Raw genomic sequence first — 15,085 nt, 5'->3', positions numbered from 1 at the left:
GATAGCCAATGGGGCCGGGGTGCGGCCGCGTGTCGCAGTTCGCAGAACGCACCGTTGTGGATCATTAATTCTTTTTCTCAATTGACAATCATTATCATTCAACATAATTTGTCGCTCGATGTGTAGGACGGCCCCGTCCCCCAGGCGTCCCACTAACCTATTTGGCAGCAAGGTGATTTCCATGACGGAACAAGTATCCACAAGCAGGTGCGATTCACCGCTACTTCAGGCATTCGTCGAAAATCGACTGATTCTGGTCAAGATTGCAGCGCGCATTACCGGCTGCCGCTCGCGTGCCGAGGATGTGGTGCAGGATGCGTTTTTCCGACTGCAATCGGCACCACCGATCACGTCGTCGATCAAGGCCCAGCTGAGTTATCTGTTTCAGATCGTGCGCAACCTCGCCATCGATCACTACCGCAAACAGGCGCTCGAGCAGAAGTACGCCGGCCCTGAAGAGGAAGGGCTGAACGTGGTCATTCAGGGTGCTTCGCCGGAAACCTCGCACATCAATTTCTCCACCCTGGAACACATCGCCGACGCGCTGACCGAGCTGCCAAGCCGCACCCGTTATGCATTCGAGATGTATCGCCTGCACGGTGTGCCGCAGAAAGACATTGCCAAGGAACTGGGCGTATCGCCGACCCTGGTCAACTTCATGATTCGCGATGCGCTGGTGCACTGCCGCAAGGTCTCGAGCAGTCGCCGCGATGTGGTGATTGCCGGTCGCCGGTAAGACCGCGTCGTCAGATAGAAAAAGATCGCAGCCTGCGGCAGCTCCTACAGCGGAACGCATTCCAAATGTAGGAGCTGCCGAAGGCTGCGATCTTTTGCTTTCAGGTCACTTCAAGCCAAATTGCACCGATCAAAAAACCGCTCACGCCCCAGAATCATCAACGCCGCGCGCTTGTGCGGGAAGTCGAATTCCTTCTCGCAGTGGAAGCACTGATTCTGCATATGGCCAATCATTTTCGCGTTATCGGCACGCGGCTCGGCGACCACCCGCTGGGTGCGCGGATCATCGAGAAACAGGTAATGCACCAGCGCCGATAACCAGCTCGCCACTTTGTGCGGGCCGCGGTGATCTTCCTCGCCGACCAGCATGTGAATGCCACGGTCGAAGTTATCGGCATCGTAGAACGGCGCGATGCGATCTTCCTTGGCCCAATAAGCCTCGAAATAGGCAAAAGGCTGATCATCGAAGCAGCCGATCAACGTTAGCGTGTGTGGATCGGTGTCGAGTTTGCTCAGGTACTCACGATGCTTTTCGATACTGCCCTCCTCCTGCCAGAAACTGGCGACACGAGGGCTGTTCTGCCAGCGATTGAATCGCGGCAGATCTTCTTCGATCTCCACGGTTCGCAGGGAAATCCACGCACCCAGGCGCGCATCGAAACGCCGATAGACTTCACCACGCGGCTTCACCGGTCGCAGCGGATGGCGCTTGCCTTGGCTGATGACCATTTGCTGCGGGTAGCTGCCGGTCAGCGAAGTGCCGAGCCACGGCTGCGGCAGTTGCCAGAACAGCGTGCGTTCGCAGCGATATTCGCCGGCCACTTCAGTGCTTACCAGCAAACCGCTGAGCAACGCTTCGGTCGGCGGCTGATCCAGTTGCCAGGTCAATTGCTGGCAGTCAGGATCGCGGGCGAACAGCCAATAACAGGCGGCCCACAGCGCTTGCCCGGGCGGCAAGGCAAAACGCTCATCGATCTGAATCGGCCCTTTGGCCTCACGATCAAGGCGCAGGCGAATCAGCGGCTGCCCGTCCAGGCTCAGGCTCAGACGGCTTTCGGTGGCATCAGCGATCAGTTGACTGCCCGAAGGCAACGCAAGGGCAGTCAGTTCATTCAGATTGGACATGGGTCGGGCTCACGATAATCGTCGACAGTTCAACGATGGGACGTGATCCGCGCAGGGAAATTTAGCCTTTGCCGGGAAATCACTGCCTCAGTGGTGAGGCACTGGCACCACGGCAATCTTGTACGGATCGAAAATCTTCAGCATTTCACCGTTGTCGCGCAAACCCTGCAGCAGTCTGGAAAATGCCTCGCCGGTGATCGGCGCGGTTGGCCGCAGGATCGCGTAATGGTGATAGACCTGATCGATACGCTGCGAGACCAGCAGCTCCTCACGGACTTTTTCATTGCGCAGCAGATAATCGAACAGATAGGAACGCGTCACCAGCGCAATATCGGCGCGCCCGCGCAGGACCATCAGCAAGTTGCTGTCGTGAGAATAGGTCAACGTCGCGTTGAAGTTCTGTGCAAGGAACTTGGGGTCTGCGTTGAAGCTGGCGAATTCATAGTGATAGCCGCTGAACAACGCCAGACGCTTGCCGGTCAGGCTGGCGAAGTAATTTTGCTGGCGCCCGTCTTCACGTTGCGCGACGAAAATCTCGGCGTCTTCCAGGCCCATATCGACATCGGTGTGAGGAATATCCTTCCAGCCCCATTCCGGATTCTCGAAGATCGCCATGTCGATCCGGCCCTGCTTGAAATCACCAAAGCGCCGTGGAATCGACGTCGGCACGAGGACGAACTGGTAGTCGCTTTGCTGCGCGTTCAGGGCCTCGACCAATTGCGGCAGCAGGCCGGTGTCGGCACCGTTTTCCGGGCGAACGGTGTAAGGCGGAAAATGCGCCGCGCCGACCCGAACCAGTTGCGCTGCCTGAGCGGGCAATACCCATATTGCAGCCAGCGCTGCGAGCATCAACCCCGCAGCCGTCCGAATTGGCGAAGACTTCAAAACACCCCACTCCCCGAAAAAATACCGATCATTGCATTCAAGCTAGGCGGTTTCGCCCAGTTAGCCAGTTTCCCGGCTCAATAGAAAGTCGCTCAACGTTCTTCGAGGACCAGAATCAACGCCTCTTCCGCCAGCTGTTCGAGGCTCAAACCACCGCCAGCACGGAACCAGGTGGTGGTCCAGGACAGTGCGCCCGTGAGGAAACGTCGGGTAATAAATACGTCGCCGCGAATAAAACCTTGCGCCTTGGCTTCGCCGAGCACTTGCAGCCACAACTCTTCATAAACATCGCGCAACGCCAGCACCTTGGCCTGGCCGTCTTCGGACAACGAGCGCCATTCGTAAACCAGCACCGCCATCGCTTCGCCACTGCCGCCCATGATCGACTGCAATTCACAGCGGATCAGCGCCAGCACCCGCTCGCGCACATTGCCGGCTTCGGCGAGTGCCGCGCGCATCAATGCAGTGTTGTAACGGATGGTTTCTTCCATCACCGCACGGAGAATTTCATCCTTGCTTTTGAAGTGATGAAAAATGCTCCCCGACTGAATGCCGACTGCACCGGCCAGATCACGCACCGTGGTGCGTTCGTAACCTTTGTTACGGAACAGGTGAGCCGCCACTTGCAGCAATTTGCCGCGGGCGCTGTCCGGGTCGGTCAACTGACCTTCGTCGACCAATTCGCGCATGACCCTCAGGGCTTTTTGCTCGTCCACCCGTTCTCTCCTACAGTCGATCAGTCTGTTGCCCCCTGAAACCGCAGGGTTGCGCGCAATTTAAGCCGCCAGCGACGACCAAGCAAGCGCTTGGGCAGAAGATAATCTTAGCCATTTACAAACCAAGCGCTTGCTTGGTAGCCTCAAGGCACTTCTGTCGCAGGTTCCTGAGTCGGAGATAAAAATGCCAAACACCGTCCGCATCGGATGCGCCAGTGCATTCTGGGGAGACACGTCTACCGCCGCCGCGCAGCTTGTGGCCGGAGGGCGCCTGGATTATCTGGTGTTCGATTACCTGGCCGAGATCACCCTGTCGATCATGGCCGGCGCACGCATGAAAGATCCGCAGGCGGGTTTCGCCGGTGACTTCATCGAAGTCCTGACGCCGCTGTTGCCACAACTGGCAGAACAGAACATCCGCGTCATCAGCAACGCCGGCGGGGTCAATCCGCTCGCCTGCGCCGCCGCATTGCAAGCAGCCTGCGACAAGGCCGGAGTAACACTGAAGATCGCCGTTTTACTGGGTGATGATCTGCAACCGCAATTCAAACAGCTCAGTGGCATCCGCGAGATGTTCAGCGGCGCCCCGCTGCCGCCGCTGTGCGTGTCGACCAACGCCTACCTCGGCGCACCGGGCATCGTCGAAGCCCTGCGCCTGGGCGCCGACATTGTCATCACCGGGCGAGTGGTCGACAGCGCCGTGGTCAGCGCCGCACTGGTGCACGAATTCGGCTGGTCATGGCACGACTACGACAAACTTGCGCAAGCCGCGCTGGCCGGGCACATCATCGAATGTGGCGCGCAATGCACCGGCGGCAATTTCACCGATTGGCGCGACGTGCCGGATTACGAACACATCGGCTTTCCTATCGTTGAAGTCAGCGCCGACAGCCAATTCACCGTCAGCAAACCCGAGGGCTCCGGCGGACTGGTCACACCGCTGACGGTCGGCGAACAGATGCTCTATGAAATTGGTGACCCTCAGGCGTATCTGTTACCCGATGTGGTCTGCGATTTCACTGAAGTCAGGCTTCAGCAGCAAGGCAAGAACATCGTCCATGTGCATGGCGCCAAAGGCTTGCCGCCGAGTGACAAATACAAGGTCAGCGCGACCTCGCCGGATGGTTTCCGCTGCACCGCCAGTTGCCTGATTGCCGGCATCGATGCGGTGGAAAAGGCTCAGCGCGTCAGTCAGGCGATCATCGATAAAACCGCAGAGATGTTCAGCCAGCGCGGCTGGGCACCCTACAGCGAAACCAGTATCGAACTGCTCGGCAGCGAAGCCACCTACGGCCCCCACGGTCAGCGCCGCGACAGTCGCGAAGTAGTGATCAAACTCGCCGTGCGGCATCCGCACAAACAGGCATTGGTACTGTTCTCGCGGGAAATCGCCCAGGCCGCGACCGGCATGGCGCCGGGGCTGACCGGCATCGTCGGTGGACGGCCAACGGTGTACCCGCTGATCCGGCTGTTCTCGTTCCTGATCGAGAAAAGCGCCTGCACCCTGCAAATCGAGATGGCCGGTGAGCGCCATCCTTGCGCCCTGCCCGCGCAGGTGGCGCTCGACAGCGAAGACTTGCCGATTGCTCATCAACCACCAAAACCACAGGGCCGCGCCGATGCCAGCGTGGCGCTGGTAAAACTGGCCGTGGCGCGCTCTGGTGACAAGGGCAATCACAGCAACATCGGCGTGATGCCGCGCCAGCCTGAATATCTGCCGTGGATTGCCGAAGCGTTGACTCCGGCCGTGATCGTCGACTGGATGAGCCATGTGCTCGATCCGATCCACGGCCGCGTCGAACGCTGGTATCTGCCCGGCACCCACAGCCTCAATTTTCTCCTGGAAAACGCTCTCGGCGGTGGCGGCGTGGCCAGTCTGCGCATCGACCCGCAAGGCAAAGCCTTCGCCCAGCAATTATTGGAAATCCAGATCCCGGTGCCGCAGAGCATCGCCGAACAGCTCGACTAGAGGATGGTTTGCATGGCTTACGCGTCGATTTTCAACGCCGATCTGTTCAGCGGCCAGACCATCATTGTCACCGGTGGTGGCAGCGGCATCGGCCGCTGCACCGCACATGAACTGGCAGCACTCGGCGCCAATGTGCTGCTGGTCGGGCGCAAGCCGGAAAAGCTCGAAAAGGTCGCCGCCGAAATCGCCGAGGACGGTGGCCGTGCGCACTGGCAGGCCTGCGATATCCGCGATGAAGAAGCGGTGAAACAACTGGTCAGGGAGCTGATCGCCGAGCACGGGCCGATTCATGGACTGGTCAACAATGCGGGCGGCCAATACCCGTCGCCGCTGGCCTCGATCAATCAGAAAGGTTTCGAAACCGTGCTGCGTACCAATCTGGTCGGCGGCTTTCTGATGGCGCGGGAAGTGTTCAACCAGTCGATGAGCAAACACGGCGGCAACATCGTCAACATGCTCGCCGACATGTGGGGCGGCATGCCCGGCATGGGTCATTCGGGCGCGGCGCGTGCGGGCATGGATAACTTCACCAAGACCGCCGCGTTCGAATGGGGTTATGCCGGCGTGCGGGTCAACGCTGTGGCGCCGGGCTGGATCGCCTCAAGCGGCATGGACACTTATGAAGGTGCGTTCAAAGCGGTGATTCCGACCCTGCGCGAGCATGTGCCACTCAAGCGCATCGGCACCGAATCGGAAGTCAGCGCGGCGATCGTGTTTCTGCTCAGCCCGGCGGCGGCGTTCATCAGCGGCAGCACCTTGAAAATCGATGGTGCGGCCAGCCTTGGCAGTCGCGCGTGGCCGCTGCACAAGGCGACTCACAGCGAGTCGTTCAATGGTTTTCACCGGGCGTACCTTCCGGATGTCCTCAAGGACAAGGAGTAAGCCATGCCGCAGATCCAGTCCCAACTCGACCCGCACAGTGAGGCCTTCGCCGGTAATCGGGCGGCGATGCTTGCGGCCATCGAGCAAGTGCAGCAGCTCGAACAAAACCTGCTGAACAAAGCGGCCGAAGCGAAGGAGAAGTTCGACAAACGCGGGCAATTGCTCCCGCGCGAACGCCTGAACCTGCTGCTCGATCCCGGCGCACCGTTTCTGGAACTGGCCAGCCTCGCCGGTTACAAGCTGCATGACGACAAGGACGGCAGCGCGGCCGGTGGCGGACTGATCGCCGGCATCGGTTATGTCTCCGGTATCCGTGCAATGGTCGTGGCGAATAACAGTGCGATCAAGGGCGGCACGATCTCGCCGAGTGGTCTGAAAAAATCCCTGCGCCTGCAACAGATCGCCCAGGAAAACAAACTGCCGGTGATCACCCTCGCCGAAAGCGGCGGCGCCAACCTCAATTACGCCGCCGAGATTTTCGTCGAAGGCGCGCGCAGTTTCGCCAATCAGGCGCGCATGTCGGCGCTGGGTTTGCCACAGATCACCGTGGTCCATGGCTCGGCCACGGCCGGCGGCGCCTATCAGCCAGGCCTGTCGGATTACGTAGTGGTGGTGCGCGGCAAGGCCAAGCTGTTTCTCGCCGGACCGCCGCTGCTCAAAGCGGCGACCGGCGAAGTCGCCACCGATGAAGAACTCGGTGGCGCCGAGATGCACGCGCAGGTCGCCGGCACGGCTGAATACCTGGCGGAAAACGATGCCGATGGCGTGCGCCAGGTGCGTGAAATCCTCCGCATGCTGCCGTGGAACGAGCAACTGCCATGGCTGCCGGAGCCGCAATACAAAGAGCCGCTCTACCCGATCGAAGAACTGCTCGGCTTGATCCCTGACGATCCGAAAAAGCCTTACGACGTGCGCGAAATCATCGCGCGTATTGCCGATGAATCGTGCTTTCTCGAATTCAAGGGCGAGTTCGATCAGCAAACCATCTGCGGCCAATTGAAGATCCAGGGTCGCGCCTGCGGTTTCATCGGCAACAACGGACCGATCACCCCGAACGGCGCGAGCAAGGCAGCGCAGTTCATTCAACTGTGCGATCAAAGCCAGACGCCGCTGCTGTTTTTCCACAACACCACTGGCTTCATGGTCGGCACCGAATCCGAGCAACAAGGCGTGATCAAACACGGTTCGAAATTGATTCAGGCGGTGGCGAATGCGCGGGTGCCTAAACTGACCATCGTCGTCGGCGGTTCCTACGGTGCCGGCAACTATGCGATGTGCGGACGCGGACTCGATCCGCGCTTTATCTTTGCCTGGCCAAACAGCCGCACGGCGGTGATGGGCGGCGCGCAGGCCGGCAAGGTTTTGCGCATCGTTACCGAGGCCAAACAACTCAAGGACGGCCTGGTGCCGGACCCGAAAATGCTCGACATGCTCGAACAGGTCACCGCGCAGAAACTCGACAGCCAGTCCACCGCGCTCTACGGCAGCGCCAATCTGTGGGATGACGGGCTGATCGATCCACGCGACACGCGCACCCTGCTCGGCTATTTGCTGGACATCTGCCACGAAGCCGACATTCGCACGCTGCAACCCAACAGCTTCGGCGTCAGCCGGTTCTGACCGCCACGGATCCTACGGAGAACAATAAAAAATGATCTTCACCCCGGAACACGAAGCCTTGCGCCGTACCGTCCGCCAGTTCGTCGAGCACGAGATCAATCCGCACGTCGACGAATGGGAAAAGGCCGGCCGCTTTCCGATCCACGAGATTTTCCGCAAGGCCGGCGATCTCGGTTTGCTGGGCATTTCCAAACCGGAAAAATTCGGCGGCATGGGCCTCGATTACAGCTATTCGATTGTCGCCGCCGAAGAGTTCGGCACCATTCATTGCGGCGGCATTCCGATGTCGATCGGCGTACAGACCGACATGTGCACCCCCGCCCTCGCCCGCTTTGGCTCCGATGAATTGCGCGACGAATTCCTGCGCCCGGCCATCACCGGCGAGCAGGTCGGCTGTATCGGCGTTTCCGAAGTCGGTGCCGGCTCCGACGTCGCCGGGCTGAAAACCACTGCGCGCAAGGACGGTGACGACTACGTGATCAACGGCAGCAAGATGTGGATCACCAACTCGCCGAGCGCCGACTTCATCTGCCTGCTGGCGAACACTTCGGACGACAAACCGCACATCAACAAGTCGCTGATCATGGTGCCGATGAACACAGCGGGGATCAGCCTCAGCTCGCACCTGGACAAACTCGGCATGCGCAGCTCGGAAACTGCCCAGGTGTTTTTCGACGACGTGCGCGTGCCGCAGCGCAATCGCATCGGCCACGAAGGCGCCGGGTTCATGATGCAGATGTTGCAGTTTCAGGAGGAACGCCTGTTCGGCGCGGCGAACATGATCAAGGGCCTGGAATATTGCGTCGACAGCACCATCGAGTACTGCAAGGAGCGCAAGACCTTCGGCAATGCGCTGATCGACAACCAGGTTATCCACTTTCGCCTCGCCGAATTACAGACCGAAATCGAATGCCTGCGCGCGCTGGTCTATCAGGCGACCGAGCAGTATGTGAAGGGTCAGGACGTCACGCGCCTGGCGTCGATGGCCAAGCTCAAGGCCGGGCGCCTCGGCCGCGAAGTCAGCGACAGCTGCCTGCAATATTGGGGCGGCATGGGTTTCATGTGGGACAACCCGGTGGCCCGCGCCTATCGCGATGTGCGTCTGGTGTCGATTGGCGGCGGTGCCGACGAAATCATGCTGGGGATCATCTGCAAACTGATGGGCATTCTGCCGGGGAAAAAGAAATGAGCAACCTGCCCGATTGTCAGACGCTACTGCTGGAAACGCATGGCGGCGTGTTGCACATCACCCTCAACCGCCCGGACAGCCGCAATGCGATGAGCCTGCAAATGGTCGCCGAATTGCGCGCGGTGTTCGCGGCAGTACGTGATGATCGCGCGGTTCGCGCCTTGGTCCTCAGCGGCGCCGGCGGGCATTTCTGCGCGGGTGGTGACATCAAGGACATGGCCAATGCGCGCGCGCAGGGCGCCGACGCCTACCGAGAGTTGAATCGCGCGTTCGGCGCCTTGCTCGAAGAAGCGCAGCACGCGCCGCAAGTATTGATCACGCTGTTGCAGGGCGCCGTGCTCGGTGGCGGCTTCGGTCTGGCGTGTGTCAGCGACATCGCCATCGCCGATCATCAGGCGCAATTCGGTTTGCCGGAAACCAGTCTTGGCCTGTTGCCGGCGCAGATCGCGCCGTTTGTCGTGCAGCGCATCGGCCTGACCGAGACCCGCCGGCTGGCGCTCACCGCTGCGCGTTTCGATGGTCACCAGGCGCGGCGTCTGGGCCTGGTGCATTTTGTCGAGCAGGATGCGCAGGCATTGGCCGAGCGCCTCGATGAGGTGCTGCAACATGTGCTGTGTTGTGCGCCGGAGGCGAATGCGATGACCAAGAAGTTGTTGTTGGCGAGTGCCGGGCAGCCGTCGAGTGAATTGCTCGATGAAGCGGCTCGATGGTTCAGCGAAGCGGTAACGGGGGACGAAGGAATCGAGGGCACGATGGCTTTTGTGCAAAAACGCAAACCGCGGTGGGCCACCTGAAAAACTTCGCGAGCAAGCCCGCTCCTACAGTTGGAATGCGTTTCCCCTGTAGGAGTGAGCCTGCTCGCGATGAGGCCTCCACATCCACCGCCAAACCTCAGGAAACCCACCATGCCCACCCTGCAAAAAATCCTGATCGCCAACCGCGGTGAAATCGCCTGCCGCATCCAGCGCACTGCTCAGGCTCTCGGCTACCGAACCGTCGCCGTCTACAGCGACGCCGACGCCGATGCCCTGCACGTAAAAATGGCTGATCAAGCCGTGCACATCGGCCCGGCGCCCGTGCAAGAGTCCTACCTGAACATCCCGGCAATCCTCGATGCCGCCCGCCGCAGCGGTGCCGACGCGATCCATCCCGGTTACGGCTTTCTCTCGGAAAACGCCGGGTTCGCCCGCGCCTGCCAACAGTCCGGCCTGACGTTCATCGGCCCCAGCGCTGCAGCCATCGAACTGATGGGCAGCAAACGCCTGTCGAAAATAGCCATGCTCGACGCAGGCGTGCCGTGCATCGCCGGCTATCAAGGCGCCGAACAGGACGACGCAACCCTGCTGCGCGAAGCCGCACGCATCGGTTATCCGCTGATGATCAAGGCCAGCGCCGGCGGTGGTGGACGCGGCATGCGCCTGGTGCACGACGCATCCGAGTTGCCCGCGCAACTTCGCACTGCGCGCTCCGAAGCCCTGAACGGTTTTGGCAGCGACGAATTGATTCTCGAACAAGCATTGATCGAACCGCGCCACGTTGAAGTGCAACTGTTCGGCGATCAACACGGCAATCTGATTTACCTCGGCGAACGCGATTGCTCGATCCAGCGCCGCCACCAGAAAGTCATTGAAGAAGCGCCCTGCCCGGTGATGACTGCCGAACTGCGCCAGGCGATGGGCGAAGCGGCGTTGCAGGCCGGGCGCGCAGTGAACTACGTGGGCGCCGGCACCGTGGAGTTTCTGCTCGATGCGCGTGGACAGTTCTACTTTCTGGAGATGAATACCCGCCTGCAGGTCGAACACCCGGTGACTGAACTGATCACCGGGCTGGATCTGGTCGCCTGGCAACTGCTGGTGGCCGAAGGGCAGCCGTTGCCACTGACGCAAGATCAAGTGCAGCTCAGTGGCCATGCGATGGAGGTACGCCTTTACGCTGAAGATCCGGCGGCAGGTTTCCTCCCGCAAACCGGCCGCATACAAGCCTGGGAACCCGCGCAGCAGCATGGTGTGCGCATCGACCATGGCTTGCTTGAAGGTCAGGCTGTCAGCCCGTTCTACGACCCGATGCTGGGCAAACTGATTGCCCATGGCGCGACCCGCGAGGAGGCGCGGCGCAAACTCCTGCGCGCGGTGCAGGACACGGTGTTGCTGGGTGTACAAAGCAATCAGCGTCTGTTGGTCAGCTTGTTGCAGCATCCGCAGTTCGTCAGTGGCGAATTCAGTACAGCGTTCATCGCGCAACACTTCAGCGAGCATCCCTGCTTGCAGGCGCACGTGCCAAGTGCCGAGGCGCTGACCGTGGCGGCCATATTGTTCTACCAGACCGGCGCCCAGATGCATCGGCCCGCATTGAACGGATGGCGCAATAACGCCAGTGTTGCGCTGCATTATCGCCTGGGACTGGAGGAACAGAATTGGCCCTTGCAACTGCTCGCGCGCGCCGATGGCAACGTTCAGGTGCAGGTGGCAGAACAATGTTTCGAAGTGCGGATCATCGACTGCAGCCCCCACGCGGTGACACTCGAAATCGACGGCCTGCGCCAGCGTCACGCCTACCGTATCGAAGGCGAGCAGCTGTGGCTGTTCACCCATCCTGGCAACTTGCGGCTGGAGGACCGAACTCACGCCATCATCAGCAGTCAGACCAGCGTCAGTTCCGGCACCTTGAAAGCACCAATGGACGGTGCCATCGTCGACGTACTGGTCAGCGAAGGCAGCCCGGTCAGCAAAGGTCAGTTGCTGGTGGTACTGGAGGCAATGAAAATGGAGCACCCGCTCAAGGCCGGCATCGATGGCGTGCTCAAGCGGGTGCAGGTCAAGGTTGGCGATCAGGTAAAAAATCGTCAGGTTCTGTTGCAGGTCGAGTAGTCACCCACACACAAGCGCTGGGTTTGACTACGCTCTGAATAATCAGGACGCGGAAATCAGGAACCCTGCGATGCCACATTGGCTGGTCATAGATCTGGAAGCCACCACCGACGAGGGTGGCTGGCCGGTCACGGAAATGGAAATAATCGAGATCGGCGCGACGCTGGTCGATCGTGCCGGGCGCGAGCAGGATCACTTTCAACGCTTCGTCAAACCGACGCGGCGCCCATTGCTGACACCGTTTTGTCGTGAACTCACGCACATCACCCAGGCCAATATCGATTCGGCGCAGCCGTTGAGTGAGGTCTGGCCGGCGTTCGAGCGTTGGCTCGCCCAGCATCAGAGCCGCCTCGAAGGCTGGGCCAGTTGGGGCGATTATGATCGCAAGCAGTTGTTGCAGGAATGGCAACGCCTGCACATCGACAGCGGTTTGAGCAAAGTGGCGCACATGAATCTCAAGCAGCGCTTCGCCAAGGCCCGACGCCTGGAGCGACCGTTGGGGCTGAACGGCGCGTTGCAACTCGCCGGGATGCAGTTCAGCGGTCAGCAACACCGGGCGCTGGAGGATGCGCGCAATACGGCGCGGTTACTGCCACTGGTTCTGCCACTTTAGGCGCGTGACGGCGCCAAAAGCCTTGTGCATACTGGCCGCCCCCTTTTTAGCCCTTTTCGAGGAATCGCCCATGTTTAAAGTCAACGAGTACTTCGACGGCACCGTCAAGTCGATCGCCTTTGGCACTGCTGAAGGCCCTGCGACCATCGGCGTCATGGCCCCGGGCGAATACGAATTCGGCACCAGCCAACGTGAAATCATGCACGTGGTGTCGGGCGCACTGACGGTCAAACTGCCGGACAGCAGCGACTGGGAAACCTTCGCCGCCGGCAGCCAGTTCAACGTTCCGGCCAACAGCAAGTTCCAGCTGAAAGTCGCGGTCGACACCGCTTACCTGTGCGAATACCGCGGCTAAACCCGCGGGTTCCACAGCGCAAAAAAATGCCCGTGGCGTAAAGACACGGGCATTTTTTATGGCAGCGACGTTTACTCGAGCACTTCCACCGACATGCCCACTTCAAGTCGGCCATTACTGTCATTCACCAGGTTCTGACCGAACATCGCACCATCTGCCTGAGCACGGTACTTCTGCAGCGTCGCCAGCGGCTCGCGGTCAGCACTGCGCTCGCCGGTTTGCGGATCAATGGTGGTGAGAATGCAGCGCGAGCAGGATTTGACGATGCGGAACTCGACATCGCCAATGCGAATACGCTTCCAGCCATCTTCGGCGTAAGCCTCGCTGCCTTCGATCACCAGATTCGGTCGGAAACGCAGCATTTCCAAAGGTCGCCCGACCTTTTGCGCAAGGTCCTGCAGCGACGCCTCGCCGATCAGCAGCAGCGGAAAGCCGTCGGCGAACGCAACCTGATCATCGTCCTTGCCGAAACCTGACTGCGTGGAGCGCGCGCGATCCAGCGGCACCTGTACCAGGCGGGTCGGTTTACCGATGAAATCACTGACCCAACGCGCCGCCTCATCACCAGCGTCCGGCACGCGCAGGGTGTCACGCCAAATGGTCACGCCGCGCAGTTCGGCGTCATCGCCGGGCAAGGCAATGTCGATGGCAGACTGTTCAGGAGCGCGGAGGGTCAGCCCACCCTGAGCATTCCACAGGGCCGACAACTGGCTCATTTTCGCTTCAGCGCGCTGGGTCAGGAAGCGGCCGCTGGCTTCGTCCACGAGCATCCAGCGTCGGTCGCCATCAAGCCCCAGCTTGTCGAGATCGACGCTTTGCAGCACATCGACTTTGCCGGATTTCAACGGGTAACGATAAAGCGCGCTCAGACGCAGCATGGCCAGCTCCCTGGAGGATAAAGACGCCACCCTATACGAGCTGGTTCAGGGAATCAAAGAGCAAAGACTGTAGGAGTGAGCCCGCTCGCGATAGCGGTGTAGCAAGCAATGACTCGGGGCTGACACCCCGCTATCGCGAGCAGGCTCACTCCCGCACAGGGTGTGTGATCAGGCCGGGACTTCGTCGAGCATCAGGCGCTGGCGCACCACGTCGACCAGTTTGTCCGGCTGGAACTTGGAGAGGAAATTGTCGCAACCGACCTTCTTCACCATCGAGTCGTTGAAGCTGCCGGACAGCGAGGTATGCAGCACCACATACAGGCCGCGCAGACGCGGATCATTGCGAATTTCGGTGGTCAGACGGTAACCGTCCATTTCCGGCATTTCCGCGTCGGTGAAGATCATCAGCAGCTTGTCGGTCATGTTCACGCCGGTGTCGGCCCAGGCCTTGAGCATTTTCAACGCCTTCAGGCCGTCGCTGGCAATGTGCATTTTTACCCCGAGCTGGCCAAGGGTGTCGCGCAATTGCGAAAGCGCCACATTGGAATCGTCCACCAACAGCACTTCGCGGCCACGGGCACGCTCCAGCACTGGATCTTCGAGCTTTTCGCGGGAGACTTTGGCGTTGTACGGAACGATCTCGGCGAGAACTTTTTCGACGTCGATGATTTCCACCAGTTGATCGTCAACCTTGCTGATCGCGGTCAGGTAGTGCTGACGGCCAGCGCTGGTTGGCGGCGGCAGAATGGCTTCCCAGTTCATGTTGACGATGCGATCCACACCACCGACCAGGAAAGCCTGCACCGAGCGGTTGTATTCGGTGACGATGATCGTGCTGTTCGGCCCCGGCACCAGCGGGCGCATGCCGATCGCCTGGGACAGGTCGATCACCGGCAACGTCTGCCCGCGCAGATTGACCACGCCACAGACAAACGGGTGCCGCTGAGGCATCAGGGTCAGTTTCGGCAACTGCAGCACTTCCTGCACCTTGAACACGTTGATCGCGAACAATTGGCGCCCGGCCAGTCGAAACATGAGAATTTCCAGGCGATTCTCACCCACCAGTTGCGTGCGTTGGTCTACCGTGTCGAGAATGCCGGCCATCAATGACTCCTGGGCTTGTTCTGTTGATTTCACTAAGAGGGTTTATCGGCTGCGTGCGGCGAATCTTGATGACTGCTAAATTCGCATAGCAAAATGCCACATCCGACCATTGATGTCACATTAACATCATGGTTTACTGGCCCCCGT

At 60.2% G+C, this 15,085-nt stretch carries 13 protein-coding genes and 2 pseudogenes; 10 read left to right on the top strand and 5 right to left on the bottom strand.

Annotated elements, in window-relative coordinates:
• Positions 1 to 181: 181 nt before the first annotated feature.
• The gene (locus tag ACIPZE_RS16965) at positions 182 to 736 is read left to right on the top strand and encodes an RNA polymerase factor sigma-70 (RefSeq protein ID WP_283438872.1); all 555 of its coding nucleotides are present in this window, start codon (positions 182 to 184) and stop codon (positions 734 to 736) included.
• 110 nt (positions 737 to 846) lie between these two features.
• Here ACIPZE_RS16965 and ACIPZE_RS16960 read toward each other — a convergent pair whose 3' ends face one another.
• The 3 genes from ACIPZE_RS16960 to ACIPZE_RS16950 all read right to left on the bottom strand — a co-directional run bounded on the left by ACIPZE_RS16960 (position 847) and on the right by ACIPZE_RS16950 (position 3,461).
• On the bottom strand, positions 847 to 1,860 hold the full coding sequence (locus ACIPZE_RS16960; RefSeq protein ID WP_400774015.1) for a GNAT family N-acetyltransferase: 1,014 nt from the start codon (positions 1,858 to 1,860) through the stop codon (positions 847 to 849).
• Positions 1,861 to 1,947: 87 nt separating this feature from the next.
• Complete coding sequence (locus tag ACIPZE_RS16955; protein ID WP_400774012.1) at positions 1,948 to 2,745, bottom strand: substrate-binding periplasmic protein; 798 nt, start codon at positions 2,743 to 2,745, stop codon at positions 1,948 to 1,950.
• A gap of 92 nt (positions 2,746 to 2,837) precedes the next feature.
• Complete coding sequence (locus ACIPZE_RS16950) at positions 2,838 to 3,461, bottom strand: TetR/AcrR family transcriptional regulator (protein WP_129394865.1); 624 nt, start codon at positions 3,459 to 3,461, stop codon at positions 2,838 to 2,840.
• A 184-nt stretch (positions 3,462 to 3,645) separates the two neighbouring features.
• On the opposite strand from ACIPZE_RS16950, the gene ACIPZE_RS16945 reads away from it, so the two are divergent.
• The 9 genes and pseudogenes from ACIPZE_RS16945 to ACIPZE_RS16905 all read left to right on the top strand — a co-directional run bounded on the left by ACIPZE_RS16945 (position 3,646) and on the right by ACIPZE_RS16905 (position 12,956).
• Complete coding sequence (locus tag ACIPZE_RS16945; protein WP_400774010.1) at positions 3,646 to 5,430, top strand: acyclic terpene utilization AtuA family protein; 1,785 nt, start codon at positions 3,646 to 3,648, stop codon at positions 5,428 to 5,430.
• A gap of 12 nt (positions 5,431 to 5,442) precedes the next feature.
• Positions 5,443 to 6,312, top strand: coding sequence for an SDR family oxidoreductase (locus tag ACIPZE_RS16940; protein ID WP_283438876.1), 870 nt, complete (start codon positions 5,443 to 5,445; stop codon positions 6,310 to 6,312).
• A 3-nt stretch (positions 6,313 to 6,315) separates the two neighbouring features.
• The gene (atuC, locus tag ACIPZE_RS16935) at positions 6,316 to 7,932 is read left to right on the top strand and encodes a geranyl-CoA carboxylase subunit beta (protein WP_283438877.1); all 1,617 of its coding nucleotides are present in this window, start codon (positions 6,316 to 6,318) and stop codon (positions 7,930 to 7,932) included.
• Between the two features lie 31 nt (positions 7,933 to 7,963).
• Positions 7,964 to 9,121 (top strand): citronellyl-CoA dehydrogenase, encoded by a 1,158-nt coding sequence (gene atuD / locus ACIPZE_RS16930; protein ID WP_129394869.1) that lies wholly within the window; start codon positions 7,964 to 7,966, stop codon positions 9,119 to 9,121.
• A complete protein-coding gene (locus ACIPZE_RS16925) occupies positions 9,118 to 9,915 on the top strand; it encodes an enoyl-CoA hydratase/isomerase family protein (protein ID WP_283438878.1) in 798 nt (265 codons plus the stop codon). The genes atuD and ACIPZE_RS16925 overlap by 4 nt, the downstream gene beginning before the upstream one ends.
• A 111-nt stretch (positions 9,916 to 10,026) precedes the next feature.
• Positions 10,027 to 11,494 (top strand): annotated as a pseudogene (locus ACIPZE_RS16920) (acetyl/propionyl/methylcrotonyl-CoA carboxylase subunit alpha); the annotation flags it as partial.
• A 140-nt stretch (positions 11,495 to 11,634) separates the two neighbouring features.
• A pseudogene (locus tag ACIPZE_RS16915) lies at positions 11,635 to 11,988 on the top strand (acetyl-CoA carboxylase biotin carboxyl carrier protein subunit); the annotation flags it as partial.
• A 70-nt stretch (positions 11,989 to 12,058) separates the two neighbouring features.
• Positions 12,059 to 12,601 carry an exonuclease domain-containing protein gene (locus ACIPZE_RS16910; protein WP_129394872.1) on the top strand — a complete coding sequence of 181 codons (543 nt, stop codon included), beginning with the start codon at positions 12,059 to 12,061 and terminating at the stop codon, positions 12,599 to 12,601.
• 70 nt (positions 12,602 to 12,671) lie between these two features.
• Positions 12,672 to 12,956: a pyrimidine/purine nucleoside phosphorylase gene (locus ACIPZE_RS16905; RefSeq protein WP_007940055.1), complete on the top strand. Its 285-nt coding sequence runs from the start codon at positions 12,672 to 12,674 to the stop codon at positions 12,954 to 12,956.
• 71 nt (positions 12,957 to 13,027) lie between these two features.
• Here the strand turns inward: ACIPZE_RS16905 and ACIPZE_RS16900 are convergent, their stop codons facing one another.
• Both ACIPZE_RS16900 and ACIPZE_RS16895 read right to left on the bottom strand, forming a co-directional pair.
• Entirely contained in the window at positions 13,028 to 13,834 is an 807-nt protein-coding gene (locus ACIPZE_RS16900; protein ID WP_283438880.1) for an MOSC domain-containing protein, read from the bottom strand.
• Between the two features lie 168 nt (positions 13,835 to 14,002).
• Positions 14,003 to 14,938, bottom strand: a complete 936-nt coding sequence (locus ACIPZE_RS16895; RefSeq protein ID WP_400774006.1) for a chemotaxis protein CheV — start codon at positions 14,936 to 14,938, stop codon at positions 14,003 to 14,005.
• Between the last annotated feature and the right edge of the window lie 147 nt (positions 14,939 to 15,085).

Origin of the sequence: Pseudomonas sp. NPDC089741 (assembly GCF_044748825.1) — a bacterium.
Taxonomy (GTDB): Bacteria; Pseudomonadota; Gammaproteobacteria; order Pseudomonadales; family Pseudomonadaceae; genus Aquipseudomonas; species Aquipseudomonas helmanticensis.
This window is presented reverse-complemented; position numbering and strand designations above follow the sequence as displayed.

Excerpts from the sequence above, each read along its gene's own strand:
- ACIPZE_RS16945 (WP_400774010.1), top strand. The coding sequence starts at position 3,646 with ATGCCAAACACCGTCCGCATCGGATGCGCCAGTGCATTCTGGGGAGAC.
- atuD (WP_129394869.1), top strand. The coding sequence starts at position 7,964 with ATGATCTTCACCCCGGAACACGAAGCCTTGCGCCGTACCGTCCGCCAG.
- ACIPZE_RS16940 (WP_283438876.1), top strand. The coding sequence starts at position 5,443 with ATGGCTTACGCGTCGATTTTCAACGCCGATCTGTTCAGCGGCCAGACC.
- ACIPZE_RS16960 (WP_400774015.1), bottom strand. The coding sequence starts at position 1,860 with ATGTCCAATCTGAATGAACTGACTGCCCTTGCGTTGCCTTCGGGCAGT.
- ACIPZE_RS16965 (WP_283438872.1), top strand. The coding sequence starts at position 182 with ATGACGGAACAAGTATCCACAAGCAGGTGCGATTCACCGCTACTTCAG.
- ACIPZE_RS16925 (WP_283438878.1), top strand. The coding sequence starts at position 9,118 with ATGAGCAACCTGCCCGATTGTCAGACGCTACTGCTGGAAACGCATGGC.
- ACIPZE_RS16905 (WP_007940055.1), top strand. The coding sequence starts at position 12,672 with ATGTTTAAAGTCAACGAGTACTTCGACGGCACCGTCAAGTCGATCGCC.
- ACIPZE_RS16900 (WP_283438880.1), bottom strand. The coding sequence starts at position 13,834 with ATGCTGCGTCTGAGCGCGCTTTATCGTTACCCGTTGAAATCCGGCAAA.
- ACIPZE_RS16910 (WP_129394872.1), top strand. The coding sequence starts at position 12,059 with ATGCCACATTGGCTGGTCATAGATCTGGAAGCCACCACCGACGAGGGT.
- atuC (WP_283438877.1), top strand. The coding sequence starts at position 6,316 with ATGCCGCAGATCCAGTCCCAACTCGACCCGCACAGTGAGGCCTTCGCC.
- ACIPZE_RS16895 (WP_400774006.1), bottom strand. The coding sequence starts at position 14,938 with ATGGCCGGCATTCTCGACACGGTAGACCAACGCACGCAACTGGTGGGT.